General features: G+C 71.1%; 23 protein-coding genes and 1 riboswitch. Of the genes, 6 read left to right on the forward strand and 17 right to left on the reverse strand.

Annotated features, from left to right (window positions below; translation table 11 throughout):
• Nucleotides 1-47: 47 nt before the first annotated feature.
• Entirely contained in the window at nucleotides 48-803 is a 756-nt protein-coding gene (locus ACFXOM_RS02320) for a decaprenylphospho-beta-D-erythro-pentofuranosid-2-ulose 2-reductase (protein ID WP_384939133.1), read from the forward strand.
• 10 nt (nucleotides 804-813) lie between these two features.
• On the opposite strand, the gene ACFXOM_RS02325 is transcribed toward ACFXOM_RS02320, so the two are convergent.
• The 3 genes from ACFXOM_RS02325 to glyA all read right to left on the reverse strand — a co-directional run bounded on the left by ACFXOM_RS02325 (nucleotide 814) and on the right by glyA (nucleotide 4,235).
• Complete coding sequence (locus ACFXOM_RS02325) at nucleotides 814-1,404, reverse strand: 2'-5' RNA ligase family protein (protein ID WP_384939134.1); 591 nt, start codon at nucleotides 1,402-1,404, stop codon at nucleotides 814-816.
• Nucleotides 1,405-1,482: 78 nt separating this feature from the next.
• Nucleotides 1,483-2,496 carry a tryptophan--tRNA ligase gene (trpS, locus tag ACFXOM_RS02330; RefSeq protein ID WP_384939136.1) on the reverse strand — a complete coding sequence of 338 codons (1,014 nt, stop codon included), beginning with the start codon at nucleotides 2,494-2,496 and terminating at the stop codon, nucleotides 1,483-1,485.
• 476 nt (nucleotides 2,497-2,972) lie between these two features.
• Nucleotides 2,973-4,235 (reverse strand): serine hydroxymethyltransferase, encoded by a 1,263-nt coding sequence (gene glyA, locus ACFXOM_RS02335; RefSeq protein ID WP_384939138.1) that lies wholly within the window; start codon nucleotides 4,233-4,235, stop codon nucleotides 2,973-2,975.
• Between the two features lie 149 nt (nucleotides 4,236-4,384).
• Nucleotides 4,385-4,475, reverse strand: a riboswitch (ZMP/ZTP riboswitch).
• A 181-nt stretch (nucleotides 4,476-4,656) separates the two neighbouring features.
• On the opposite strand from glyA, the gene rocD reads away from it, so the two are divergent.
• Nucleotides 4,657-5,865, forward strand: a complete 1,209-nt coding sequence (gene rocD / locus ACFXOM_RS02340; protein ID WP_384943797.1) for an ornithine--oxo-acid transaminase — start codon at nucleotides 4,657-4,659, stop codon at nucleotides 5,863-5,865.
• 51 nt (nucleotides 5,866-5,916) lie between these two features.
• On the opposite strand, the gene ACFXOM_RS02345 is transcribed toward rocD, so the two are convergent.
• Both ACFXOM_RS02345 and ACFXOM_RS02350 read right to left on the reverse strand, forming a co-directional pair.
• Complete coding sequence (locus ACFXOM_RS02345) at nucleotides 5,917-7,125, reverse strand: glutathionylspermidine synthase family protein (RefSeq protein WP_385036767.1); 1,209 nt, start codon at nucleotides 7,123-7,125, stop codon at nucleotides 5,917-5,919.
• A 24-nt stretch (nucleotides 7,126-7,149) separates the two neighbouring features.
• On the reverse strand, nucleotides 7,150-7,488 hold the full coding sequence (locus ACFXOM_RS02350; protein ID WP_385036769.1) for a hypothetical protein: 339 nt from the start codon (nucleotides 7,486-7,488) through the stop codon (nucleotides 7,150-7,152).
• 136 nt (nucleotides 7,489-7,624) lie between these two features.
• On the opposite strand from ACFXOM_RS02350, the gene ACFXOM_RS02355 reads away from it, so the two are divergent.
• Entirely contained in the window at nucleotides 7,625-8,491 is an 867-nt protein-coding gene (locus ACFXOM_RS02355) for a hypothetical protein (RefSeq protein WP_384939269.1), read from the forward strand.
• Between the two features lie 308 nt (nucleotides 8,492-8,799).
• Here the strand turns inward: ACFXOM_RS02355 and ACFXOM_RS02360 are convergent, their stop codons facing one another.
• On the reverse strand, nucleotides 8,800-10,200 hold the full coding sequence (locus ACFXOM_RS02360) for a PLP-dependent aminotransferase family protein (protein WP_384943799.1): 1,401 nt from the start codon (nucleotides 10,198-10,200) through the stop codon (nucleotides 8,800-8,802).
• Nucleotides 10,201-10,246: 46 nt separating this feature from the next.
• Between ACFXOM_RS02360 and ACFXOM_RS02365 the strand changes: the two genes are divergently transcribed.
• Both ACFXOM_RS02365 and ACFXOM_RS02370 read left to right on the forward strand, forming a co-directional pair.
• On the forward strand, nucleotides 10,247-10,756 hold the full coding sequence (locus tag ACFXOM_RS02365) for a carboxymuconolactone decarboxylase family protein (RefSeq protein WP_384939146.1): 510 nt from the start codon (nucleotides 10,247-10,249) through the stop codon (nucleotides 10,754-10,756).
• Nucleotides 10,757-10,770: 14 nt separating this feature from the next.
• Nucleotides 10,771-11,505 (forward strand): isocitrate lyase/phosphoenolpyruvate mutase family protein, encoded by a 735-nt coding sequence (locus tag ACFXOM_RS02370; protein WP_384939148.1) that lies wholly within the window; start codon nucleotides 10,771-10,773, stop codon nucleotides 11,503-11,505.
• Nucleotides 11,506-11,762: 257 nt separating this feature from the next.
• On the opposite strand, the gene ACFXOM_RS02375 is transcribed toward ACFXOM_RS02370, so the two are convergent.
• From ACFXOM_RS02375 to ACFXOM_RS02425, 11 genes are all read right to left on the reverse strand, one after another.
• Nucleotides 11,763-12,716 carry an ABC transporter substrate-binding protein gene (locus ACFXOM_RS02375; RefSeq protein ID WP_384939150.1) on the reverse strand — a complete coding sequence of 318 codons (954 nt, stop codon included), beginning with the start codon at nucleotides 12,714-12,716 and terminating at the stop codon, nucleotides 11,763-11,765.
• A 57-nt stretch (nucleotides 12,717-12,773) separates the two neighbouring features.
• Nucleotides 12,774-14,747 (reverse strand): ABC transporter permease, encoded by a 1,974-nt coding sequence (locus ACFXOM_RS02380; protein WP_384939152.1) that lies wholly within the window; start codon nucleotides 14,745-14,747, stop codon nucleotides 12,774-12,776.
• 40 nt (nucleotides 14,748-14,787) lie between these two features.
• A complete protein-coding gene (locus tag ACFXOM_RS02385) occupies nucleotides 14,788-15,885 on the reverse strand; it encodes a glycine betaine/L-proline ABC transporter ATP-binding protein (protein ID WP_384939154.1) in 1,098 nt (365 codons plus the stop codon).
• Nucleotides 15,882-17,405 carry a GMC family oxidoreductase gene (locus ACFXOM_RS02390; protein WP_384939156.1) on the reverse strand — a complete coding sequence of 508 codons (1,524 nt, stop codon included), beginning with the start codon at nucleotides 17,403-17,405 and terminating at the stop codon, nucleotides 15,882-15,884. Before ACFXOM_RS02390 ends, ACFXOM_RS02385 begins: the two co-directional genes overlap by 4 nt.
• A 26-nt stretch (nucleotides 17,406-17,431) precedes the next feature.
• Nucleotides 17,432-18,913: an aldehyde dehydrogenase family protein gene (locus ACFXOM_RS02395; RefSeq protein ID WP_384943801.1), complete on the reverse strand. Its 1,482-nt coding sequence runs from the start codon at nucleotides 18,911-18,913 to the stop codon at nucleotides 17,432-17,434.
• 114 nt (nucleotides 18,914-19,027) lie between these two features.
• On the reverse strand, nucleotides 19,028-19,564 hold the full coding sequence (locus ACFXOM_RS02400) for a hypothetical protein (RefSeq protein WP_384939160.1): 537 nt from the start codon (nucleotides 19,562-19,564) through the stop codon (nucleotides 19,028-19,030).
• On the reverse strand, nucleotides 19,561-19,806 hold the full coding sequence (locus tag ACFXOM_RS02405; protein WP_384939161.1) for a helix-turn-helix transcriptional regulator: 246 nt from the start codon (nucleotides 19,804-19,806) through the stop codon (nucleotides 19,561-19,563). The genes ACFXOM_RS02400 and ACFXOM_RS02405 overlap by 4 nt, the downstream gene beginning before the upstream one ends.
• A gap of 228 nt (nucleotides 19,807-20,034) precedes the next feature.
• Nucleotides 20,035-21,024: a malate dehydrogenase gene (locus ACFXOM_RS02410; RefSeq protein WP_384939163.1), complete on the reverse strand. Its 990-nt coding sequence runs from the start codon at nucleotides 21,022-21,024 to the stop codon at nucleotides 20,035-20,037.
• A gap of 187 nt (nucleotides 21,025-21,211) precedes the next feature.
• Complete coding sequence (locus tag ACFXOM_RS02415) at nucleotides 21,212-22,228, reverse strand: XRE family transcriptional regulator (protein ID WP_384939165.1); 1,017 nt, start codon at nucleotides 22,226-22,228, stop codon at nucleotides 21,212-21,214.
• An 865-nt stretch (nucleotides 22,229-23,093) separates the two neighbouring features.
• Nucleotides 23,094-23,636, reverse strand: coding sequence for a DUF3017 domain-containing protein (locus tag ACFXOM_RS02420; RefSeq protein WP_384939167.1), 543 nt, complete (start codon nucleotides 23,634-23,636; stop codon nucleotides 23,094-23,096).
• 6 nt (nucleotides 23,637-23,642) lie between these two features.
• A complete protein-coding gene (locus tag ACFXOM_RS02425; RefSeq protein ID WP_384939169.1) occupies nucleotides 23,643-24,500 on the reverse strand; it encodes a bifunctional methylenetetrahydrofolate dehydrogenase/methenyltetrahydrofolate cyclohydrolase in 858 nt (285 codons plus the stop codon).
• Between the two features lie 258 nt (nucleotides 24,501-24,758).
• On the opposite strand from ACFXOM_RS02425, the gene ACFXOM_RS02430 reads away from it, so the two are divergent.
• A complete protein-coding gene (locus ACFXOM_RS02430; RefSeq protein WP_384939171.1) occupies nucleotides 24,759-25,484 on the forward strand; it encodes an RDD family protein in 726 nt (241 codons plus the stop codon).
• Nucleotides 25,485-25,645: the final 161 nt, after the last annotated feature.

The raw sequence follows: 25,645 nt of genomic DNA on the forward strand, positions 1-25,645 counted from the left end.
CGCCCCGCCCCGATGAACCCGTGAACCCAGGCGTTGAAAGGAGACACATGAAGGACGCCTTCGGAACCCCCCAGACCCTGCTCGTCCTCGGTGGCGCGTCGGAGATCGGGTTGGCCACCGCGCGCCGGCTGGTGGCCCGCCGCACCCGCACGGTCTGGCTCGCCGGCAGGCCCTCCCCCGCGTTGGAAACCGCCGCGGGCGAACTGCGGGACCTCGGCGCGGTCGTGCACGCCGTCCCCTTCGACGCGCTGGACCCCGCCGGTCACGAAGAGGTGCTCGGCAAGGTCTTCGCGGAGGGCGACATCGACATGGTGCTGCTCGCCTTCGGCGTCCTCGGCGACCAGGCGCACGACGAGGCCAGGCCCCTCGCAGCGGTCCGGATCGCCCAGACCAACTACACCGGTGCGGTGTCCTCCGGGCTGATCTGCGCCGGTGCCCTCCAGGCCCAAGGCCACGGCTCTCTCGTCGTGCTGTCCTCGGTGGCGGGCGAGAGGGCCCGCCGGGCCAACTTCATCTACGGCTCCAGCAAAGCCGGCCTCGACGCCTTCTCCCAGGGCCTGGGCGACGCCCTGTACGGCACGGGCGTGCACGTCATGGTCGTCCGACCCGGATTCGTCCGGACGAAGATGACCGCGGGCATCGCGGAGGCTCCCCTGGCCACCACGCCGGAGGCGGTGGCCGAGGCGATCGAGCGGGGGTTGCGGCGGCGCTCGGAGACGGTGTGGGTGCCGGGGGCACTACGGCTGGTGATGTCGGCCCTGCGACACGTGCCGCGGCCGTTGTTCCGCCGCCTCCCGCTGTGAGGCCGCCGGATCAGCGGTGGGTGGGGGCCGGCGCGTCGAGCGCAGTGCCCTGGGCGGGAACGCCCGGCGCGGCCTGGCCGCCGTCGAACGCGTACTCCCGGAGCTTGCGCCACACGCCGTCCGCACCCTGCTCGTACAAGGCGAAGGACGCGCAGGTCCACGCCGCCTCGTAGCCGGCCAGCTCCTCGAAGGCACGGTCCATCGCCTCCTCGGCGATGCCGTGCGCCACCGTGACGTGCGGGTGGTACGGGAACTGCAGCTCCCGCACGAGGGGGCCCGACGCGTCCCGCACCCGCTGCTGGAGCTGGGTGCAGCCGGCAGCACCCTCGACGACCTTGACGAACACGACCGGTGACAGCGGGCGGAACGTCCCGGTGCCCGACAGTCGCATCGGGAACGGCCGGCTCGCGGCGGCGACGCGCACGAGGTGGGCTTCGACCGCCGGCAACACCGACGCATCGGCCTCCGTGGGGGGCAGGAGCGTGACGTGCGTGGGGATGCCGTGGGCGGCGGGATCACCGAAGCCCGCGCGCCGCTCCTGGAGCAGGCTGCCGAAGGGCTCCGGGACCGCGATCGAAACGCCGAGCGTTACGGTCCCCACGTCGTTCTCCTCAGATCGATGGTCCGTGCAGCCGCCAGTGTGACGGCTGCGGCAGTGATCCCGCCAGAGTCCTTGGACTCAGTGCTTGGCGGGCAGGAAACCCACCCGGTCGTAGGTCTGTGCGAGGGTCTCGGCGGCGACCGCCCGCGCCTTCTCCGCGCCCTTGGCCAGGATGGAGTCCAGGGTCTCCGGGTCGTCCAGGTACTCCTGGGTGCGGGCCCGGAACGGCGTGACGAATTCCACCATGACCTCGGCGAGGTCGGTCTTCAGCGCACCGTAACCCTTGCCCTCGTACTTCTGCTCCAGTTCCGGGATACCGGTACCGGTGAGGGTGGAGTAGATCGTCAGCAGGTTGCTGACGCCCGGCTTCTCGTCCTGGTCGAAGCGGATGACGGTGTCGGTGTCCGTGACGGCGCTCTTGACCTTCTTCGCAGTCGTCTTCGGCTCGTCGAGCAGGTTGACCAGACCCTTGGGGGTGGAGGCCGACTTGCTCATCTTGATCTGCGGGTCCTGCAGGTCGTAGATCTTCGCCGTCTCCTTGAGGATGTACGGCGCGGGGAGGGTGAACGTCTCACCGAAGCGGCTGTTGAAGCGTTCCGCGAGGTCGCGGGTCAGCTCGATGTGCTGCCGCTGGTCCTCGCCGACCGGGACCTGGTTGGCCTGGTACAGCAGGATGTCGGCGACCTGGAGGATCGGGTACGTGAACAGGCCGACGGTGGCCCGGTCGGCGCCCTGCTTGGCGGCCTTGTCCTTGAACTGCGTCATGCGCGAGGCCTCGCCGAAGCCGGTGAGGCAGTTCATCACCCAGCCGAGCTGGGCGTGCTCCGGGACATGGCTCTGGACGAACAGCGTGCAGCGCTCCGGGTCGAGGCCCGCGGCGAGCAGCTGGGCCGCGGCGAGGCGGGTGTTGGCACGCAGCTCGGCCGGGTCCTGCGGAACGGTGATCGCGTGCAGGTCGACGACCATGTAGAAGGCGTCGTGTGTCTCCTGCAACGCGACCCACTGGCGGACCGCGCCGAGGTAGTTGCCGAGGTGGAACGAGCCTGCGGTGGGCTGGATTCCGGAGAGCACACGAGGACTGTCAGAGGCCATGTTCATCATTCTCTCAGGTGCCGCGGACAGGACGGGAACCGATCACCCGGGGGCGGTGCGCCGGAAGCGATCGCCCACGTACGGCGGGCAGGTGCCAGGGGCGGGGATGCGGCCGCCGGACTCACCCCCGCCCGTACCCGGCGTACCGCCGTGGCCTGCGCCGGGGTGTTCCCACCGGGCCGTTCCGTGGCGGTCGTGTCCCGGATCCGCCCGGCGCCCGCGGGGCACCGGGCGGATCCGGGGGGCGGCCTGCTGCGCCGCTCCCCGGTCCGGCGCGTCGGGGGTGAGACGAGGAACACAGTCGCGGTCGCTCGGACGGACGTCCGTCGCCCGCCCGCACCCTGCGGGTTGGCCCCCTCCGGCCCGACATCGCCGCCTGCCCGGCAGGACCGTGCTGGGCGGAGGGACGGACGTACCGAACGGTCCGCGCGCGGGCTGCCGGACCACGGGGCCGCGATCTGCCGGCTCCTCGGGTCTCAGCTCGAGAGGCCCGGGGCGGGGAAGGCCGACATCAGCTCGGCCACCTCCTTCCGGATGGCGGCGAGGACCTGCTCGTCGCCCGTACGGGCCGCGGTGACGCCGCGGTCGATCCAGTCGGCGACCTTCGGCATGTGCTCGGTGCCGAGGCCGCGCGAGGTGAGCGAAGGGGTTCCGATACGGATGCCGGACGGGTCGAAGGGCTTCCGCGGGTCGTAGGGGACGGTGTTGTAGTTGACCACGACGCCGGCCCGGTCCAGGGCCTTCGCCGCCACCTTGCCGGGAACGTCCTTGGGGGTGAGATCCATGAGGATCAGGTGGTTGTCCGTACCACCGGAGACCAGGTCGAAGCCCCGCGCGAGCAGGGCCTCGGCGAGGGCCTTGGCATTGCCGACGACCGCCTGGGCGTAGTCACGGAAAGCGGGCCGCGACGCCTCCCGCAGGGCGACGGCGATGGCGGCCGTGGTCTGGTTGTGCGGTCCGCCCTGCAGGCCGGGGAAGACGGCCTTGTCGATGGCCTTGGCGTGCTCCGCGCGGCACATCAGCATCGCGCCCCGGGGACCGCGCAGCGTCTTGTGGGTGGTCGTGGAGATCACGTCGGCGTGCGGCACGGGCGAAGGGTGCGCACCACCCGCGATCAGGCCGGCGATGTGGGCGACATCGGCGACCAGCACGGCACCGCACTCCTGCGCGATCTCGGCGAAGGCGGCGAAGTCGATGGCGCGGGGCAGGGCGGTGCCACCGCAGAAGATGACCTTCGGCCGCTCCTTGAGGGCCAGTTCGCGAACCTCGTCGAAGTCGACGAGCCCGGTGTCCCGGCGCACGCCGTACCGGACGCCGCGGAACCAGGTCCCGGTGGCGGACACGCCCCAGCCGTGGGTGAGGTGGCCTCCCATCGGGAGGGCCATGCCCATGACGGTGTCGCCGGGCTGTGCGAAGGCGAGGTACACGGCGAGGTTGGCCGGGGACCCGGAGTAGGGCTGGACGTTGGCGTGGTCGACGCCGAAGAGGGCCTTGGCGCGTTCCACGGCGAGCAGCTCGACCTGGTCGATGTTCTGCTGACCCTCGTAGTAGCGGCGGCCGGGGTAACCCTCGCTGTACTTGTTCTGCAGGACGGTGCCGGAGGCTTCGAGCACCGCCTGTGACACGTAGTTCTCGCTGGGGATGAGCCGCAGGGTGTCGGCCTGCAGCTGCTCCTCGGCACCGACGAGGGCAGCGAGTTCGGGGTCCGTGGCGGTGAGTGCGGGATGGTTGTGGATCATGGCGGTCCTCCGGGGCGATCGGCCGGTGTCCCGGGGGTGCGCGGAACTCCGTGCCGGACGGAGACGACGGGCACCCGCACGGGACCTGCTGGTCCCGGGGTGCAGCTCGGGATCCCCGCCGACGGGCGGGGAGCGGACGGCACCCACGAGCGGGGTGCCCAGGCGGGCGGCACCTCGTAGGTCCTGCCGCACACGGCTCCCCCGCGGTCCGTTCCGCGTACGCCAGTCGCCGTGCGTAGCGCTCACCCTACTCGGCGGCGCACGGCGGCCGGCCTCCGGGGGCGGAGCGGAAAGGTCCTGCGGCGGAACCCTCGGAAGTCAGGATGTTTCTTCACGCGGCGGCCGAGCGACGATAGAAAGGAGCACGGCCTCGGCCCTGGAGCCGACCGTCGAACCACGCCGCAGGACGAACGGAGACCCCGTGTCTGCAACGCAGCAAGCGATCGCCTCCGCGGAGGCGCACAGCGCCCACAACTACCACCCGCTGCCCGTCGTCATCGCTTCGGCGGACGGTGCTTGGATGACGGATGTCGAGGGGCGCCGGTTCCTCGACATGCTCGCCGGGTACTCGGCGCTCAACTTCGGACACGGCAACCGGCGACTGATCGAGGCCGCCAAGGCCCAGCTCGAGCGGGTGACGCTGACCTCGCGCGCGTTCCACCACGACCGGTTCGCCGACTTCTGCACGCAGCTCGCCGAACTCTGCGGCATGGAGATGGTGCTGCCCATGAACACCGGGGCCGAGGCGGTGGAGACCGCGCTGAAGACCGCCCGCAAGTGGGGCTACCGGGTCAAGGGCGTGCCGCCGGGACAGGCGAAGATCGTGGTCGCGGCGAACAACTTCCACGGCCGTACGACGACGATCGTCAGTTTCTCCACCGACCCCGAGGCCCGGGCCGACTTCGGCCCGTACACGCCCGGCTTCGAGATCGTCCCGTACGGCGACCTGACCGCCCTGGACGCCGCGGTCAGCGCGAACACCGTGGCCGTGCTGCTGGAGCCGATCCAGGGAGAGGCGGGTGTGCTGGTGCCGCCCGCCGGCTACCTCGCCGGAGTGCGGGAGCTGACCCGCGAGAAGAACGTGCTGTTCATCGCGGACGAGATCCAGTCGGGCCTCGGCCGAACCGGCCGCACGTTCGCCTGCGAGCACGAGGGCGTCGTCCCGGACGTGTACGTGCTGGGCAAGGCCCTGGGGGGCGGGGTCGTCCCGGTGTCGGCGGTCGTGTCCTCGTCCGACGTGCTCGGCGTCTACCGTCCCGGCGAGCACGGCTCGACCTTCGGTGGTAACCCGTTGGCCTGCGCCGTGGCGCTTGAGGTCATCGCGATGCTGCGCACCGGCGAGTTCCAGCAGCGGGCGACCGAGCTCGGCGAACACCTGCACCACGAGCTCGGGCTGCTGGTCGGCGGCGGCGCGGTGGAGGCGGTGCGCGGGCGCGGTTTGTGGGCCGGGATCGACATCACGCCCTCGCACGGCACCGGCCGGGAGATCTCCGAGAAGCTGATGGAACGCGGTGTGCTGGTCAAGGACACCCACGGGTCGACGATCCGGATCGCCCCGCCGCTGGTGATCAGCAAGGAGGACCTGGACTGGGGGCTGGACCAGTTGAGGGCGGTACTTGCCGGCGAGTGAGACGGTGCGGTCGTGCCCGGGCTGTCACGCCGGGGCACGACCGCCGCCCGTTCACAGGATCACGTGGGGGACGAAGCGGGCGTACTCGTCCGTCACCGGACCAGAGGACTCCCTGATCCCGAGGCCCGCGGCCTCGTCCTCCACGACCCAGGCGCCCAGGACGACCCGGTTGCCTCCCCCGGAGCCGTCGCCCTGGCGTCCGCCCAGGTCCGGCAGGGGTGCGAACTCCTGGTAGCAGCAGGCCTCTTCGCGGACCACCGGCGCTGCGCCCGCCTCGTGGATGGTGATGCCCGCCCCTTCGCGGCCGAGGAGCGGCTTGGCCACGTAACCGCTGCGCTCGGCGAGGTCACGCGGACCGTCCAGGTAGGCGGGCAGCAGGTTCGGGTGGCCCGGGTAGAGCTCCCACAACACCGCGAGCAGGGCTTTGTTGGAGAGGAGCATCTTCCACGCCGGCTCGATCCAGCACGTGGTGCCGGTGCCGCCGCCGTTGTCCAGGGTGTCGAGGACGTGCGGACCGAAGCGGTCGGTCGCCAGCCACTCCCAGGGGTAGAGCTTGAAGCAACTTCGGATGAAGCGCAGCCGGTCGTCGACGAACCTCCCGGACAACCGGTCCCAGCCGATGCGTTCGACGGAGAGTGCCGCGGTGCTGAGCCCCGCCTGTTGGGCGGTCTCGCGGAGGTAGGCGACGGTCATCAGGTCCTCGCCGAGTTCGTCGCCGTCGGAGTGCGCGAAGTGCACCGGACCCGGCGGCAGCAGCGGGGCCTGCCGCTTCCAGGCGTCCACGAGCCGCTCGTGCAGCGAGTTCCACTGGTCGGCACCGGGGAAACGTTCCTCCATCCAGAACCACTGGGGGCTGGCGGCCTCGACCAGCGAGGTGGGGGTGTCCGCGTTGTACTCCAGCAGCTTGGCCGGGCCCGTGCCGTCGTAGCGCAGGTCGAACCGTCCGTAGAGGGACGGCAGTTCGGCGCGCCGGCGCCAGGACTGGGCGACCCTGCGGGCCAGTCGGCGGTCGGTGATGCCCAGGTCAGCGAAACGCTCCTGCTCCACGATGTGCGCGGCGGCGGCCAGGCACATGGCGTGCAGTTCCTCGACGGCCTCCTCCAGGGCCTCGACCTCGGGCAGGGAGAACTCGTAGTAGGCGCTCTCGTCCCAGTAGGGCCGCAGCGAGCCGTCGGGGTAGCGGGTCAGCGGGTAGATGAGCCCCTGCTCCTCGACGATCTGCTGCCAGCCGGGGCGCGGGGCGATGGTGTGGCGTTTCATCGGTGTGTGCTGGTCCCCGTCCGATCAGCCGCCGCCGGATCGGTGGGATCCACCGAATCCGCCGGTGTCGACGGCCGCCTTGTCGAAGCTGCCGCCCGAGACCTTGCCGTTGCCGCGGACGCCGCCGCCGTAGTAGTAGCGCCCGTTGCTGTGCCCGTGGTCGTCATCGTCATCGTCATCATCGTCAACGACGTCGCCGTCAACGCCCTCGTCGTCAGCGCACTCGTAGTCGGGGAGCACCTCGTAGGTCACCGGGTCGACACAGCGCTCATCGGGCTCCGAGGCGCAGGACGTGAGCGTCGCCGCGAGCACCCCCACTCCACCCAGCACGATCGTGCTCGACCTCAGCCTGCGCCGTGCCATCTCGGGTCCCCCGGTTCCTCGTACGAACACATCCGGCCAGCCGGCTGACCGCCGCACAGACTAGATGGCCGCCCCGAGCCGCCGTAAGCCCAGTCCACGAACCCTCCCCATCTAGAGTCGTTTTGTGCTCTTCGGGATGCTCTGCGCCGTTGCTTCGTCGGTCTGCTACGGCATGGCCACCGTCTTCCAGGCCATCGCCGCCCGCGCCGTCGCGGATCCGGGGGCCACCTCGGGGGTGGACACGGCGCTACTCGTGCGCGCGGTGCGGCAGTGGCGCTATCTCGTGGGGCTGGCGCTGGACGGCGTGGGGTTCGGGCTGCAGATCGTGGCCCTGCGGCTCATCCCGATCTACGCGGTGGGTGCGGCACTCGCCGCCAGCCTTGCCGTGACCGCGGTGGCCGCGACGCGGCTGCTGTCGGTACGGCTGACCAGGATCGAGTGGTCGGCCGTGGGCGTGGTGTGCGCGGGGCTCGCGATGCTGGGAATCGCCTCGGGCCCGGAGGGGGACGCGACCGCACCCGGCTGGCTGCGCTGGGCGCTGCTCGGCGTCTCCGTCGTCGTCCTGCTGATCGGCCTGGCGGCGGGTCGGCTACCCGGCCGTTCCCGGGCGCTGGTGCTGGGACTCGGCGCGGGCATCGGCTTCGGCGTGCCGGAGGTCGCGGTGCGGCTACTGGACTCGGTGGACTTCACGAACCCCGCGCTGTACGCGCTGCTGCTCGGCGGCGCGGCGGCGTTCCTGCTGCTCACTTCCGCCTTCGCCCGCGGTTCCGTCACCACGGCCACGGCCGGCCTGGTCCTCACCGAGACCACCTGTCCCGCCGCGGTGGGCGTGATCTGGCTCGGCGACCGCCCCCGTGAGGGTCTCGCCTGGCTCGCGGTCGCCGGCTTCGTCATCTCGGTCGCGGGCGCACTGGCCCTGGCCCGTTTCGGTGAGGTCCCGCCCCCGGCGGCACACGGTCCCTCGGCTCCGCAGGGCGCCACCGAGGGCTCTGGACCGAGGTAGTGGCCCCCGTCGAAGCGGGGCCTTGGGACCGGCGGCACTTCGAGGGGCCAAGCCTGCGGACCCGCGCCGGCGGAACACCGCCCCGGCGTGCTGACCGCCGGTCGCCCGACCGCGCCGGTCTGCCGCGGGCGTCGCAACCGGTACAGCGCCGGCACCCGGACGACGGTCCGGGGGGCAGCGGTCCGGGGTGCGCACGTCGTCGCACTCGGACGTTCCGGCCTTGCGCCCGGCATCCCCCGGGTGCGCACGTCGTCGCACCCGGACGTTCCGGCCTTGCGCCGGCATCCCCGCCCATGCCGCTGCCCCGCTCACGGCAGCACGCGGCACAGCGCGTCCAACGCACCCGACCACGCGCTGTCCGAAGGGGTGCCGTAGCCGACGACGAGGCCGTCCGCTCCGGACGGCGTGGCCGGGTGGCGGTAGCGGCCGAGGCCCTCCAGTGCGAGGCCCTGCCAGGCCGCCGCCTGGACCACCGTGTGCTCGGTGCCCGCCGGGAGTTCGAGCACCGCGTGCATCCCGGCCGCGATGCCGCTGACCCTGACGTCCGGGGCCCGCTCGGCGAGCGCCTCCACCAGTTGGTCGCGTCGGCGCCGGTAGCGCAGCCGCATGCCGCGCACATGGCGGTCGTAGGCCCCGGAGGTGATGAACTCGGCGAGCGTCAGCTGGTCGAGCGCGCCCGACGCCCAGTCGGAAACCCCCTTGGCCGCGGCGACCTCGTCCACCAGGTCCTCCGGCAGGACCATCCAGCCGAGCCGCAGCCCGGGCGCCAGGGACTTGCTCACCGTGCCCAGGTAGGCGACCCGTTCGGGATCGAGGTTCTGGAGCGCACCGATCGGCTGGCGGTCGTAGCGGAACTCGCCGTCGTAGTCGTCCTCCAGGACCAGGCCGCCCGTGCTGCGCGCCCAGTCCACGGCGGCGGCCCGTCGCTCGGAGGGAAGCGCCACCCCCATGGGGAACTGGTGCGCAGGCGTGAGCAGCACCGCGCCGACCCCCTTCAGGCCCGCCAGCCCCGCGGTCCGGGTACCGAGTGCGTCGAAGGGGAGTGCGGGCAGGCGCAGCCCCGCGTCGCCGAGCCGCTTGCGGTGCGCGTCGAGCCCGTACGCCTCGACCGCCACCTCCCGCACCCTCCTGCGCCACAGCACCGTGGCGAGCAGCATCAGACCGTGCACGAATCCGGAGCAGATCACGATGCGTTCCGGGGCGGCGTGCACCCCACGCGCACGGGACAGGTAGTCGGCGAGCGCCGTGCGCAACTCGGTGCGACCGCGCGGATCGCCGTAGCCGAAGGCTTCGTGCGGGGCAGCGGTCAGCGCGCGACGGGAGGCTTTGAGCCACTGCGCGCGCGGGAACGACGAGAGGTCCGGTGAGCCGGCCAGCAGGCTGTACGCGGGCCGTCGTCGCGCGGGGCTGGTGCGCGGTGCGGCGCGCGCGACCTTGCGCGGAGTGGCCCGCGGGGCGACCCGGGTGCCCGAGCCCTGCCGTGCGGTGAGCCAGCCTTCCGCGACGAGCTCGGCGTAGGCGTCGGCCACGGTGTTGCGGGCCACCCCGAGGTCGGCGGCGAGCGTACGGGACGACGGCAGTCGGGTGCCCGCGGCGAGCCGCCCCGAGCGTATCGCCTCCCGCAAGGCGTCCATCAGGCCCGTGCGCAGCCCGGTGCCTCGCAGCTCCAGGTGGAGGTCCGACCCGAGAGTGGCCCAGTCATCAGACATGGAAGTGGACCATACCCCTGAGCCACACCCCTCGTAGGTTCTTCTCATGACAGAGATCCGGAGCACCGAGAACGCCGGCAACCACCCGGAGCACAGTCCGCGCCTGCAGTGGGCGAAGCTCGCGCCCGAGGTCTACAAAGCCATGATCAAGCTGGAGGTGGCCGCGAAGCAGGGGCTCGAACCCGCCCTCCTGGAGCTGGTGAAGATACGCGCCTCGCAGATCAACCACTGCGCCTTCTGCCTCGACATGCACACCAAGGACGCCCTGGCTGCGGGGGAGTCGGTCGACCGGATCGTCCAACTGAGCGCGTGGGAGGAGTCGAAGCACTACTACACGCCGAAGGAGATCGCGGCGATCGAGCTCACCGAGGCGATGACGGTACTCACGGACGGATTCGTCCCGGACGACGTCTACGCGGGGGCCGCCGCGCACTTCGAGGAAGCCGAGCTCGCACAGTTGATCGCGGCGATCACGGTCATCAACGCCTGGAACCGATTCGGCGTCACGACCCGGATGGTCCCCGGCCACTACACACCCGGGCAGCACGCCCACTGACCTGGAGGCATCGGATGACCACCGAACCGGGCGACGCAGTGGGGACCTTCCGCGCCCTGCACCACGGGCGAGCGCCCGAGGAACCGCTGGTCCTGCCGGGTCCGTGGGACGCGGCCAGCGCCCGGGTCTTCGTGGAAGCCGGCTTCGCGGCCCTCGCCACACCCAGTGCGGGCGTGGCGACAGCGCTCGGCTACGCGGACGGCGCGACGCCGGCGGACGAGATGTTCGCCGCGGTGGCGCGGATCGTCCGGTCCGTGGACGTACCGGTGTCCGCGGATCTGGAGGGCGGCTACGGCCTCTCCCCCAAGGAACTCGTGGGGAGGGCCCTCGACGCCGGCGCCGTCGGGGTCAATCTTGAGGACTCGGGTCCCGGAAAGGTGCTCAAAGAACCGCACCGGCACGCGGACTGGCTCGCGGAGGTACGGGCCGAGGCCGGCGGTGCGCTGTTTCTCAACGCCCGGGTGGACACCTTCCTCCGCGGGGTGACCGATCCGGTGGCAGCGGTCGAGCGGGCCCTGCTGTACGTCGCGGCGGGCGCCGACTGCGTCTATCCCATCGGGGCGCCGCCCGAGGCCCTGTGCGTTCTGCGCGAGGCCGTGTCCGGACCGATCAACGTGGGCATGGGGCAGGACGGCCCGGACGTCGCCGGGTGGGGGAGGCTCGGAGCCACCCGCATCACGTTCGGCCCCGGGCTCCTGCTGCGGACGCTGGACGCGGTCCGCGCGCTCGCTTCCTCGCTGCGCACCTGACCCGGACCTCGACGGCCGGACGGCGGGACGGCCGGACGGCGGGCGGGCGCGCCGGGGCCGTTCACGGGAGCCGTCGGTGCGCCGGGCGGAGCGGTTGCTGCCGGACGGGACCGGGCACGCACAGCGGCGTCAGGTCCGTCATCCCGTGCGATGCCCGGCGAGCACTTCCGCCGGCTGACGATCCGGCGAGGGCGCTCGCGTGTACGGGCGTACGACGGCGGCCCCGGGAACACGGGGGTGTCCCGGGGCCGTGCCGGTCACTTCTTCGGCAGCCACGCCTTCCAGGTGGCCTCGTTCGCCTTGACCCACTTCTCGGCCGCGGCGTCGGGCGACATCTTCTCGTCGGCGATCATCAGGGCGACCTCGTTCTGCTGCTCGGTCGACCACTTGAAGTTCTTCAGGAACTCGGCCGCCTCGCCTCCGTTCTTCGCGAAGTCCGCGTTGAAGAACTTCTGCAGCGGAGTGTGCGGGTAGCCGCAGGCGACCTTCTTCGGGTCCGCGTCGCAGCCTTCCTTGTACTCGGGCAGCTTGATCTCGACCATGTCGATCTGCGAGTTCAGCCACTGCGGGGTCCACCAGTACGTCAGGAAGGGCTTCTCCTCCTTGGCGTACTTCTTCATGGCAGTGATCTGGGCGGCCTCGGAGCCAGCGTACTTCGTCTTCAGGTTCAGCTTCAGGTTCCCGATGATCGCGTCATCGTTGGTGACGTAGTCGGGCGAGCCTTCCAGCAGTTGTCCCTTGTCCCCGCTCTCCGCGGTTCTGAAGTCCTCGGCGTGCTTGTTGAGGTTCTTCCAGTCGGTGATGTCGGGGTTCTTGTCCGCGTAGTACTTCGGAACGAACCAGCCGATGTGCCCCGTGACGCCGAGGTCGCCGCCCTTGACGACGGACTTCTTCGTCTCGACGTACTGCTTCTCCTCCTTGGGGTGGCCCCAGTCCTCGAGGACCGCGTCGATGTCTCCCTTGGACAGGGCGTCCCAGGCCAGGACCTCACCCATCTGCTGGGTCTTGACCTTGTAGCCGAGCTCCTTCTCCAGGATGTTCTTGGCCACGGCCACGTTGGCCTGGGCGCCCACCCAGGACGGCACGGTGAGTTTGACGGTCTTGTCGCCGCCGACGTCCTGGGTCTTGCCGGTGTCGGCGGCACCGCACGCGGTGAGGGACAGGACGCCGAGGGCGCCGGCGACGGCGACGGCGGTACGGATGGTTCGCATGGTGGCTCCTTGCTGGTGGGGAAGGGGTGAAGGGGGGTGGAGGGGGGAGGGGGTGGGTCAACCGGTCTTGCGGGCGCCCCGTTGGGTGATCCGGTCCAGTACGAGGCCGAGGCAGACGATGGCGACACCGGACGTCATACCAAGGCCCATCTCGCCCCGGGAGAGGCCCTTGACGACGTCATAGCCGAGGGCACCGCCACCGACGAGGCCGCCGACCACGACCACGGCCAGCACCAGCACCACACCCTGGTTCACGGCGAGTTGCAGGGCAGGACGGGCGAGCGGCAGTTGCACGCCGAGCAGTTGCTGACGCACGGAGGCACCGAGCGAACGGGACGCCTCGACCGCGCCCGGGTCGACCTCGCGCAGGCCCTGGGTCGTGATGCGGATGACGGCGGGCAAGGCGTACACCACGGCGGCGACGATGGCCGAGGTCCGGGTGGCGCCGAACAGCGCGACGACCGGGATCAGATACACGAACTGCGGCATGGTCTGCATGGCGTCGAGCAGCGGGCGCAACCAACGCTCCAGCCGTCCGGCACGGGAGCACACCACGCCCACGGCAATGCCCAGGACCAACGTGACCACCAGCGCGGCCAGCACCTGGGAGAGCGTGTTCAAGGACCTCGACCAGACACCGAGGACACCGATGAGGGACATTGCGGCGGTCGCGGTGAGCGCCGCGGCCCAGTTGCCGACGAGCCAGGTCACCACGGCGATGATCAACAGCAGCGACCACCAGGGCAGCCACAACAGTCCGTCCCGCAGCGGGTTGAGGATCCAGAGCGTGAACTCCCGCGCCCAGTCCTCGGTGAAGGTCAGGTTCGCGGTGACCCACTCCTGCGCCTTGTTGACCGGGGTGGAGATCTCGTACGTCCAGGCGTCGGGCCAACTGGTGGTACGCACCGCGGCGGCCACGGCGACGGCGGCGGCGACCAGTGCCCAGGCACGCGGGCCGTGGAGCAGCCGGCTGCCCGCGGGGACGGGATCACCGATGCGGTCACCCGCCGCGGCGGTGGTCCGGTCCAACCAGATGGCGATCAGCACGATCGGGACGCCCGCGGCGAACGCCTTGCCGACGTCGGTGGTCGACAGGGCCGAGTACACCTCTTCGCCGAGACCGCCCGCGCCGACGAGCGCGGCGATGACGACCATCGACAGGGCCATCATGATCGTCTGGTTGAGGCCGAGCAGCATCTGCTTGCGGGCGAGCGGGAACCGCGCGGTCCGCAGGCGCTGCCAGCCGCTGGCGCCGAGGGAGGTGGACGCCTCCAACACCGACGGGTCGGCACCGCGCAGCCCGAGCGCGGTGAGCCGGGCCATCGGCGGTGCGGCGTAGATCACGGTACAGAACAGCGCGGCGGGCGTACCGGTGCCGAAGACCAGCACGAACGGCAGCAGGTAGGCGAACGCCGGCATCACCTGCATGGTGTCGAGCACCGGGCGCAGCGCCCGGTCGAACCGGTCGGACAGCCCGGCCGCGAGGCCGATCAGCGCCCCGAGCACGGCCGCGGCCGCGACGGACACCACCATCAGCGCAAGGGTGATCAGCGTGGCGTCCCACATGCCGAGCAGCCCGCACACGGCGAACACCGCGAGCGCGGTGAGCGCGAGACGCGCCCCGCGCCGTCCGAGTCCGCCGGCCCGCCACGCGACGAGTACGCCGGCGGTCAGCATGCCGAGCCAGCCGAGCGCGTCGAGGCCCTGGTAGACGGCGTTGACCGCTTCGGTCGCCGTGTTGGAGAGGTGCAGCAGGAAGTACAGGAAGAGGGGATGGGTGTCCCGGTTGTCGATGACCCACTGGTTGGCGTCGTCGAGCGGACCCGAGATGTCGACGGTCAGCCCGGCGGGCCAGCTCCCGCCGCCCAGCAGGACGGCGCACAGCGGCACGATGACGAGGACGGCCGCGGCCACGGCGAACGTCTTCGGTCCTCCGCCCCGCCGTATGAGGTTCCGCAGGAAGCCGGGGTCGGCGGACTCTCCGGCCGCGCCGCGAGGTTCGGCCTTGGGTACGGTCACGGTGGCGGTCATCCGCACCACCGTCCTTGCTCCGCAGGTATGCCGATCTTCGTCATGCCGCCACCTCCTCGCGCGGCAGGCCCGCGACGACCGCGAGGAGGGCCGCGTGGTCCGCCACTCCGAGGCACTGCCCGTTCTCGACGACGCGCACCGCGCCGCCGGAACGTGCGACCGCTTCGATCGCCTCGGAAACGGTGACGTCCGGAGCGACCGCGGGGCCCTCTTCGGCTTCGCCGGCCGCCGCGGGGCGCATGGCTGTGCGGACGGTCATGACCTGCTCGCGCGGCACGTCGCGGACGAAGTCGCGCACGTAGTCGTCGGCGGGCGAGCCGACGATCTCCTCGGGGGTGCCGAGCTGCACGATCCGCCCGTCACGCATCAGCGCGATCCGGTCGCCGAGGCGGAGCGCCTCGCTCAGGTCGTGGGTGATGAAGACCATCGTGCGGCCCTCCTCCCGGTGCAGCCGGATCACCTCCTCCTGCATGTCGCGGCGGATCAGCGGGTCGAGCGCGCTGAACGGTTCGTCGAAGAGCAGCACTTCGGGGTCGACGGCGAGCGCCCTGGCGAGTCCGACGCGCTGCTGCTGTCCGCCCGAGAGCTGACCGGGACGTCGTGTTTCCATGCCTTCCAGGCCGACCTTGGCGACCACTTCGGCGGCCTTGGCGCGCCGCTCGGCACGGCCGGCGCCCTGGATCTCCAGCCCGTAGGCGACGTTGTCCAGCACGGTGCGGTGGGGCAGCAACCCGAAGTGCTGGAAGACCATCGCCGCGCGGTGCCGACGCAGCTCGCGCAGCCGGCCCTTGTCCATCGACAGCACGTCCTCGCCATCGATCTCGATCGAACCGGACGTGGGCTCGATCAGCCGTGTCAGACAGCGCACCAGCGTGGACTTGCCGGAGCCGGACAGGCCCATCACGACGAAGACCTCGCCCTTGCGGACGTCGAAGCTGACGTCGTGGACGGCGGCGGTACAGCCGGTGCGCTCCCGCAGTTCGACGGGGCTGAGGGCGGCGAGTTCGGCCGAGCCGGGCACCTTGTCGGCCCGCGGCCCGAAGACCTTCCACAGGTTGCGGACCGCGAACACCGGCGGGGTGTCGCCGGCGGGATCGTGACCTGCAGTCGTGGTCGAGGGTGACGTTTCGGTGGTCATCGGGCCTCACTTCCCGTCAGCATCGCCGCACATTTCTCCCCCACCATCAGGACCCCGATCATCGGGTTGACGGCGGGCATCGTCGGGAACACGGACGCATCGGCGATGCGTATTCCGTCCAGCCCCCTGATCTTCAGGTCAGGTCCGACGACGGCCTGGCCATCGGATTCGGCACCCATGCGGCAGGTGCCCGCGGGGTGGTACACGGTGTGCGCCACCTTGCGCGCGTACTCGCTGAGCTCCTCGTCACCGGTGACCTCGGGTCCCGGGCACACCTCCCGCTTCAGCCAGCCGGCCAGCGGTTCGGCCTTCGCGATCTCCCGGGCGATGCGGATGCCGTCAACGAGCGTGCGGCCGTCGTAGTCGTCCTCGTCCGTGAAGTAGCGGAAGTCCAGCGCCGGCTTGACCTCGGGGTCAGCGCTGGTGAGGTACAGCCGACCGCGGCTGCGCGGCTTGGGGATGTTGGGCGTCATCGACACGCCGTGCGGCGGGCGTTCGTAGCCGAGCCGCTCCGGATTGTCCGTGAACGGGATCTGGTAGAAGTGGAACATCAGGTCGGGGCCCCGCTCCTCGGGGTCCCTCCGGACGAACAGCCCGGCATCGGAGTCCATCGCGGAGTTCTCCGGTATGGGTCCGTTCGTCTCCCAGACGATGACCGACTCGGGGTGGTCGAGGAGGTTCTCCCCGATGCCCGGCAGGTCGTGCACGACGGGGATGCCGAGCTTCTCCAGGTCCGCCTTCGGACCGATACCGGAGTGCATCAGCAGCCGCGGGGTGTCCACCGCGCCCGCGCAGACGAGGACTTCACGCCGCGCCTCGACGAACAGTTCCTCGCCGTCCTTCGTGCGCACGTGCACGCCGCGCGCCCTGGTCCCCTCCAGCTCCAGCCGGTGGGCCCAGGTCTCCAGCATCAGCGTGAGGTTCGGACGCTTGTCCATCACCGGGTGCAGGTAGGCGACGGACGCCGAGGAACGCTTGTTGTCCTCCGGGTGGTACGCGAGGTCGAAGAAGCCGACGCCCTCGTGGAACGGCTTCTTGTTGAATCCTTCGACGCGCGGCACGCCGAGCGCGGCCTGGGCCGCGTCGACGAAGTCGCGGGCGATGGCGTTACGGTCGGCCTCGTCGACCGGCACGATGTGGTTCAGCAGCCGGTAGTAGTACGGGTCCATGGCCGCGGCGTCCCAACCGGTCGCTCCGGCCTCGGCCCACTCGTCCCAGTCGGACGGCAGCGGCTTGAACGCGATGAGGGTGTTGTGGGACGAGCATCCGCCGAGCACCTTGGCGCGGCTGTGCCGGATGTGGGAGTTCCCCCGGGGCTGCTCGGTGGTGGGGTAGTCGTAGTCGAGTTCCCCGCCGAGGAGTCCCATCCAGCGACGCAGCGTGAGGACGTCCTCACGGTCCACGTCGGTCGGACCGCCCTCGATGACGGCCACGGTGACGTCGGGGTTCTGGGTCAGCCGGGAAGCGATCACCGAGCCTGCGGTGCCGCCGCCGACGACGACGTAGTCGTACTGGGTCATGTTCCTGTGTTCCTTCCTCACCCTGTTCAGCCTGCGAACCAGCGCACGGGGCGCGGGGCGAGGTTCTGGTAGATGTGCTTGGTCTCGCGGTATTCGGCGAGTCCCGCCGGGCCGAGCTCACGGCCGATGCCGGACTTGCCGAAGCCGCCCCACTCCGCCTGCGGCAGATAGGGGTGGAAGTCGTTGATCCACACGGTCCCGTGGCGCAGCCGGCCGGCGACGCGCCGGGCACGGCCCGGGTCCCCGCTCCACACGGCGCCGGCGAGGCCGTACTCCGTGTCGTTGGCGAGTGCGACGGCCTCGTCCTCGGTGCGGAACGTCTCGACGGTGAGCACCGGGCCGAAGACCTCCTCGCGGATGACGCGCATCCCGCGGTGGCAGCGGTCGAGGACGGTCGGCCGGTAGAAGTAGCCGGGGCCCTCGGGCCGGTGCCCACCGGCTCGCAGCAGCGCACCCTCGGCGAGCGCGGAGGCGACGTAGTCCTCGGTCCTCGCCAGCTGCTGGGCGGATACGAGGGGGCCGCATTCGACGCCCTCGTCGGTGCCGCGGCCGAGGCGGATCCGATCGGCGCGGCGGGCGAGTTCCGTCGTGAAGCGCTCGCTCAGCGACTCCTCGATGATGAGCCGGGAGCCGGCGGAGCAGACCTGGCCACTGTGGATGAAGGCGGCGTTCAGCGCCTGGTCGACGGCGGTGTCGAAGCCCTCGTCGGTGGTGCAGGCGTCCGCGAACACCACGTTGGGGTTCTTGCCGCCGAGTTCCAGTGCGACCTTCTTGACGCTTTCCGCGGCGGCGCGCATGACCTTCGTACCGCTGGCGAGTCCACCGGTGAAGGAGACGAGGTCGACGTCCGGGTGCTCGGCGAGGCGAGCGCCCACCGGGTCGCCGGCGCCGGTGACGATGTTGGCTACGCCGTCCGGCAGACCGGCCTCGGAGAGGAGCCGGATGAGGGCGACGGTGGTCAGCGGGGTGATCTCGCTGGGCTTGATCACGAACGTGTTGCCCGCGGCCAGCGCGGGGGCGATCTTCCAGCTGGCCTGGAGCAGGGGGTAGTTCCAGGGCGTGATGAGGCCGCACACCCCGACGGGCTCGTGGACGACCACGCTGTGGATGTCGGGCGACCCGGCGTCGACGACGCGGCCGTGCTCGCCCATGACGAGGTCGGCGAAGTAGCGGAAGGCGTCCGCGACGCAGTCGACGTCGACACGCCCTTCCTCGACGGTCTTGCCCGCGTCGCGGCTCTCGAGGAGTCCGAGCTCCTCGCGGTCCCGCTGGAGCAGCCCGGCGACGCGCCGCAGCAGCGCGGCACGCTCGGTCACCGGTGTGCGGGGCCACTCCCCCCGGTCGAACGCGGCTCGCGCTGCGGCGATCGCGGCGTCGGTGTCCTCGGCCCCGCCTTCCGCCACGACCGCGAAGGGCGTGGCGTCAGCGGGGTCGAGGATCTCGCGCGTGGCCCCGGAGGCGGCTTTGCGCCATTCTCCGGCCACGTGGATGGTCAGTTCTGCCGACACGTCGCGTTTTGCCTTCCGTTCCCGTTATGTCCTTCACCAGCTTGGACTGGTGGACGGGTCGCCTGCCCCTAAGGGCGGAAAGCATGCACGATGCATGGCCGGAAGTAATGCGCGTCACTCGATTCCGGGGTCGTCCGCGGGTTCGTCGCGGACGGACAGGCCCGCCACCCAGCGGGGCATCGTCCAGTGGACGATCAGGACGACGAAGAGCACGGTGAAGAGCGTGACGTCCGTGGCCACGTCCCCGACCCAGGCTATCGCCCCGGCACCGACGGTCGCCCCGGAGACCAGCCAGGTGGTCAGCGTGTGCGCCCTGGCCCGTACGGCCGCGCGCTCGGCGAGCTGGCGCTCGTCGAGCACCCGGGCTCGCAGTTCGAGCAGCCCCCGGGTCGAGGCGTTGATGACACCCATGGCGATGCACCACGGCAGCACGAGTACGGCCAGCGCGTAGGCACACCAGAGCCGGTCACCGACCACGGCCCCGAGCCAGGCCGCCACGGCGGCGGCGGTGAGGGCGATGTGCCCGCCGACGAAGGCCCGTCGCCGGCTCACGGTCGCGTGCAGCGCGTCCCCCTCCCGCCGGTTCATCAGCCCGTGCATCCAGCGGTCGTAGCGCGTCGCCGCGCCCGCGCGCGCCGTCGTCCCCGTCATGACGTCCTCCCGTACACCTCGTCGGTGAGCGGCTGGAACGGCTCCAGGGAGAACAACGCCTCCACCGGGAGCCCGAAGTGCCGGGCGACCTTCAACGCCAGGTCGAGGCTCGGGTTGTACTGCCCCCGCTCGATGTAGCCGATGGTCTGGTAGTGGACGCCCACTGCCTCGGCCAATTGCTGACGGGTCACATTCCGCTCAGCCCTGACGACGGCCAGCCTGTTGTGCACCTGCTCGCTCATGTATAAGTAGTACTACATCAAGGTGTAGCTTCACAACACGATGTGCCGCGAACAGGTTCAGGTCATCGCGCGGACGGAACGTGGACCGGGCGGACGGCGGGCACACCCACGGGTCCCGGCGGACCGCACGCGGGGCACACGGAGGGCGGAGCAGGGAAAAACAACGATGGGGCACCACCCAGGGTGGTGCCCCACAACAGCTCTGCGCGCCGGTGCGCGCCGCTCCTCCTAGATCAGGCCGAGACCGCGGACCGCGTCGCGCTCCTCCGCCAGCTCGGCGACCGAGGCGTCGATCCGAGTGCGGGAGAACTCGTTGATGTCCAGCCCCTGGACGATCTCGTACGCGCCGTCCTTGCAGGTGACGGGGAAGGAGGAGATCAGGCCCTCCGGGACGCCGTAGGAGCCGTCCGACGGGATGCCCATCGAGGTCCAGTCACCCTCGGCGGTGCCGTTGACCCACGTGTGCACGTGGTCGATCGCGGCGTTCGCCGCCGACGCGGCCGACGAGGCACCGCGGGCCTCGATGATCGCGGCGCCCCGCTTGGCGACGGTCGGGATGAAGGTGTCGGCCAGCCACTCCTGGTCGTTGACGACCTCGGCGGCGTTCTTGCCCGCGATCTCCGCGTGGAAGACGTCCGGGTACTGGGTCGCGGAGTGGTTGCCCCAGATGGTGAGGCGCTTGATGTCGGAGACGGCGGCACCGGTCTTGGCGGCCAGCTGCGAGATCGCACGGTTGTGGTCGAGGCGGGTCATCGCGGTGAAGCGCTCGGCCGGTACGTCCGGGGCGGCGGCCTGGGCGATGAGGGCGTTGGTGTTGGCCGGGTTGCCGACGACGAGGACCTTGATGTCGTCCGCGGCGTGGTCGTTGATGGCCTTGCCCTGCGGCTTGAAGATGCCGCCGTTGGCCTCCAGCAGGTCGCCGCGCTCCATGCCCTTGGTACGGGGGCGGGCGCCCACGAGCAGGGCGACGTTGGCACCGTCGAAGGCGACGTTCGGGTCGTCGGTGATCTCGATGCCCCGCAGCAGCGGGAAGGCGCAGTCGTCGAGCTCCATGGCGGTGCCCTCCGCGGCCTTCAGGCCCTGCGGGATCTCCAGCAGGCGGAGCTTGACCGGCACGTCCGCGCCGAGCAGGTGGCCCGAGGCGATGCGGAAGAGCAGCGCGTAGCCGATCTGGCCGGCCGCGCCGGTGACGGTGACATTCACGGGAGTGCGGGTCATGGCGATCTCCGTAAGACAGCTGGCGGTGGGGGTCCCTGCCCCTGGTGCTGGATATCTCCACCGTAGTGATCGATCTCTCGACGTGAAGAGATATCCAGCGGTCAGGCTATCGGACCCCAGGGCCCACGCACCGCCGGACCCTTGTGGTGCGGCTCACTGGAGCGCGCAGTCGTTCCACTGAGCGCCCTCACTGCGCCGTGGTGCACCCCTTGAGGCCCGTGGCGAGCGTCGCGCACGCCTTGGCCTCGGACTCGGCTGCCACGGCGACCATCGGCGTGTACGCATCCTTGTCGGCGCTCACCAGCCCGTTCTGCTCCGCGTCCGCAGCGCTTATCTGGACCTTGTCCCCCGTCTTCGCCTCGGTGATCCTCGCCCAGGCAGCGGAGCAGGTCTTGCTGTAGCGCACCTCGACGACGGTCCGGCCGACGGTCGCGCGGGCCGCGGTCGTGGCGAACTGCCCGCCGCACCCCATGCTCTCGGGATCCTGGCCGGTGCAGTCCGCACCGGAGCACTTCACTCCGACGGGCAGCTCCGGTGCACTGCTGGTCGGCGGGGCGGACGGCGACTGGGCAACGGCCTTGCCGCCGGTGTCGTCGTCGCTGCCGCCACCGAGATCGGTGAGGGCGATGGCCGCCGCGACCACCAGCAGCGCACCCACGACGCCTGCGACGAACATCACGGCCTTGCGGCGGCCACGACCCTGGGCGGGGGCGCCCGCACGGGCCGACGCACCGGCACGATGACCGCCACGACCGCCGTCCTGCGCGGGAACGTACGGCTGGCCGTCCACACCGCCTCCCACACCGGGCGGAGCCGTCGTCACCCCGCCGGAGCGCACACCGCCCGCACCCGGGGGCGTGGGTCCGAATTCCCCCAGCGCGGCCCGCGCCTGGGATATCCGGATCGCCTCCATGGTCATGTCGTGGCGCATCTCCGAACGACTCCAGGCGCGCTCCGCGAGCTCCCACATCGTGGTGAGGTGAACCGTGTTGGTGCCCGTCACCTCGCCGAGAGCCATGATCGCGCGCTTGGGGGCGAGCAGCCGCCCGTTCAGATAGCGCTCCCACGACGTCTTGCTGTAGCCGGTGCGGTCCGCCACGGCGTTGATGCTCAGCCCGCTGCGGTCCACGAGCCGCCGCAGCTGGCTCGTGAACTCCTTCACCTGCGGGTCGAGTTCCTCTGGTAGCGCCTTCCAACGAGGCATTGCTCCCCCTTGTCCCCCCAAAACGTGCCTGATGTGCCCCGCGCTGTGGTGCCCCCTGCCACTCCCTCCGGCGCCGTCGCACGAACTACCCGCAGGGATGCGCGGAGCCAGGATGACAGTTCCTGACGCGGGGGCGCACGGGGGCATTCGGGACATTGGCATACACCCCCGAGCACGCCGTGAACCGAAGCCCGCACCAGTCTCGCATCCGTTGCCCGACGATCACACCATGGCGGAACCGTCACTTCCGCACTACCGGCCCCGGGCGCCCCCTGAAGGGCCGTGACCCGCGCACGGCCCTTCACCACGGGACGACGCCCGACTTCCCACGAGGGTGAGGACGGGCGTCGTCGCGCGACGAAGCCCCCGGGTACGCCCGACGGTCGTCGAACACCACCGCCAGAGCGCCCCGGGCCGGAGGGCTCCTTCGCCACGGCCACGGGCGTCGCACGGTGGCGGCGACGCCCTCCTGTCCCGCGACCTCGCGGTGGACACGGCCACCGGAGACGGTCGGCTCGGCGACCTCCCCCTGTTCGGCCCGCCCTCGCCCCGGCCGCACCGCAGGGCGTCCCGTAGCGGTTCCCGCAGACGCACGCGTTCAGCCGGACACGGGCACGCCCTCCCGTCCCGCACTGCCGTCCGGGGACGTGGCGCCTCCGCGGCTCGGCGGAGCTCTCCCGCACCGCGACCCCGGGCGCCCGCCGGCTTCGACGCGCCCGGGACCGGGAGCTGGAAGGCCACTGCCGTACCGGGCGGTGTCCCCCGAACGGCGACGACCCGCACCCCGAAGGACCGAAGGGGTGCGGGTCGTCGCACGCGCTCGTCGGGCCGTGCTCGAACCACGAGGCGCCCTACTGCCGCGCGGTTACCGCACGGTGAAGTGGACCGCGTCCTCGAGGAACGGGATCTCCAGCCAGGGCCGCGGCTGGATCATGAGGGCGAGCAACACGATCGCCAGGCCGAGCAGGCCGTAGGTGACCATGTCGGTGAAGCGCGAACGCACCGCCAGCATGCCCACCGAGGGCATCCACCGGCGCAGTCCCGCGCCGGTGAGAAGTGCGGCGCCGACCAGCATCATGCCGATCCGGAAGGCCTGCGCGAACGGATCGGTGGCCACGACCAGCAGACCGAGCGCAGCCAGCCCCAACACGGTCAACAGGGGCCACTGCCGGGCGGGGGCCGGCGCGTCTCCCGGCGCGGCACGTCCGCCGCCCTCGGGCCGCGCGGTGTCCCGCGTCACGGCCGGAGGGCGCCGGGACCTGCCGGCGGCGCGCCCGGGGGCGTGCTGTTCGGCGGGGGGCTTGCCGTTCGCTTCGCCGGTCGCCGCGTCCGGGCCGGTGCCGGCCGCCGACACGGGGACGTCACCCGCGGCGGGCAGCCGTTCCTGGTTGTCGTCCGTGGTGCCCATGACGGATCAACCCGCCGCCGACAGCTCGGCAGCCTCGACGACGTTCACGAGGAGCAGGGCCCGGGTCATCGGACCGACGCCACCCGGGTTCGGGGAGAGCCACCCGGCCACCTCGGCGACGTCCGGGTGGACGTCACCGACGATCTTGCCATTGCCGTCGCGGCTGACGCCGACGTCGAGCACCGCCGCGCCCGGCTTCACGTCCTCCGGCCGGACGAGATGGGCGGAGCCCGCCGCGGCGACGATGATGTCGGCCTGGCGCAGGTGGGACGAGAGGTCACGGGTGCCCGTGTGACACTGCGTCACCGTCGCGTTCTCCGAGCGCCGAGTCAGCATCAGCGGCAGTGAGCGTCCGATGGTGGTGCCGCGGCCGACCACGACGACGTGCGCGCCGTTCAGCTCGACGCCGTACTGGCGCAGCAACCGGATCACCCCTGCGGGGGTGCAGGGCAGCGGCGCGGGCTCGTTCAGCACGAGCCGGCCGAGGTTCATGGGGTGCAGCCCGTCCGCGTCCTTCGCCGGGTCGATCAGCTCCAGCACCCTGTTCTCGTCGATGCCCTTGGGCAGCGGCAACTGCACGATGTAGCCGGTGCACTCGGGGTTGGCGTTGAGCTCACGCACGACCGCCTCGATGTCGTCCTGCGTGGCGGTCGCCGGCAGTTCGCGCTGGATGGAGGCGATCCCCACCTGCGCGCAGTCGCGGTGCTTGCCCGCGACGTACTTCTGGCTGCCGACGTCGTCGCCGACCAGCAGGGTCCCGAGGCCGGGCGTCACGCCCCTGGCCTTGAGCGCCGCCACGCGGGCGGTCAGTTCGGACTTGATCGCGGCTGCGGTGGCCTTGCCATCGAGAATCTGGGCGGTCATGGCCCCATCCTCGCGGATGAACCCTCTCCGGTTCCAATTCGGGCCGCCGCCAGGCCTCCGCCGAGTCGTGCACGAACATGACCGAGGTTGCACTTGCACAACACATCTCGATACCGGCTGGACAAACTTACGTCCCGTTTATGACCATGAACCGCGCAGTGCCGCAGGCAGTGCCGGGGGGCGGTCATCACGTAACATTTCCATGCTTTCCTCCGCGCGGCCGCGTCGTCCCCGCGATACAACGGAGGAAAACCCCAGATGAGCTTCGGCGACCCGAACAACCCGTACGGGCAGCAGCCTCAGCAGCCCCCGCAGGGCCAGCCCGGCTACGGCTATCCGCAGCAGGCCCCCCAGGGCGTCCCGCCCCAGGGCTACGGCTACCCGCAGCAGCCGGGCCAGCCGCCCCACGGCGCGTACCCCCAGGCCCCGGGGACGCTCCAGGCCAACAACGGCTACATCAACGTGCCCGAACTCGGCACCGTCCAGGTCGCTTCGATGGGCCGCCGTTTCGCAGCGCGACTGATCGACGGCGTTCTGCTGTACGTGCTGTACCTGATCTTCGGGTTCATAGGCCTCGCCGGCACCGTCGGGCTGTCGGAGACCACCAAGCAATGTGACCCCGCGGCGGCCGACTTCCAGCAGTGCATGGACGACAACACGGCGGCTGCGGCCGGCGTGGTCGGCACCTTCCTGGCCGTCCTCGCCCTCTTCTTCCTGGCGTCCCTGCTGTACGAGTGGCTGATGATCTCGTTCCTGGGCGCCACGGTCGGCAAGCTCGCGCTGGGCCTGAAGGTCGTCAAGGAGAACACCGGACGGGTCCCCGGCATCGGTGGCGGCTTCATCCGGTGGATCATCCCCATGGTCGGCTCGATCGTCTGCTTCATCGGCATGCTCCTGGTGTACCTGTCGCCCTTCTTCGACAACTCCGGGAAGCTCCAGGGCTGGCACGACCGCGCGGCCGGCACCCTGGTCATCAAGAAGTAAGCCCGCCAAGGCCGAAGGCCGCCTTCCCCGCAGTGCGGGGAAGGCGGCCTTCGCCGTGCCAGCGCCTCCCGGCGGGCGCCTTCCGAGGCGGCGCACGCCGGGGAAGCGGTGCGATCAGACTGCGGGGCCGAGAGCCTGCAACCGAGAGTGCAACCCCCCGG

Source organism: Streptomyces sp. NPDC059169 (assembly GCF_042755225.1).
Taxonomy (GTDB): Bacteria; Actinomycetota; Actinomycetes; order Streptomycetales; family Streptomycetaceae; genus Streptomyces.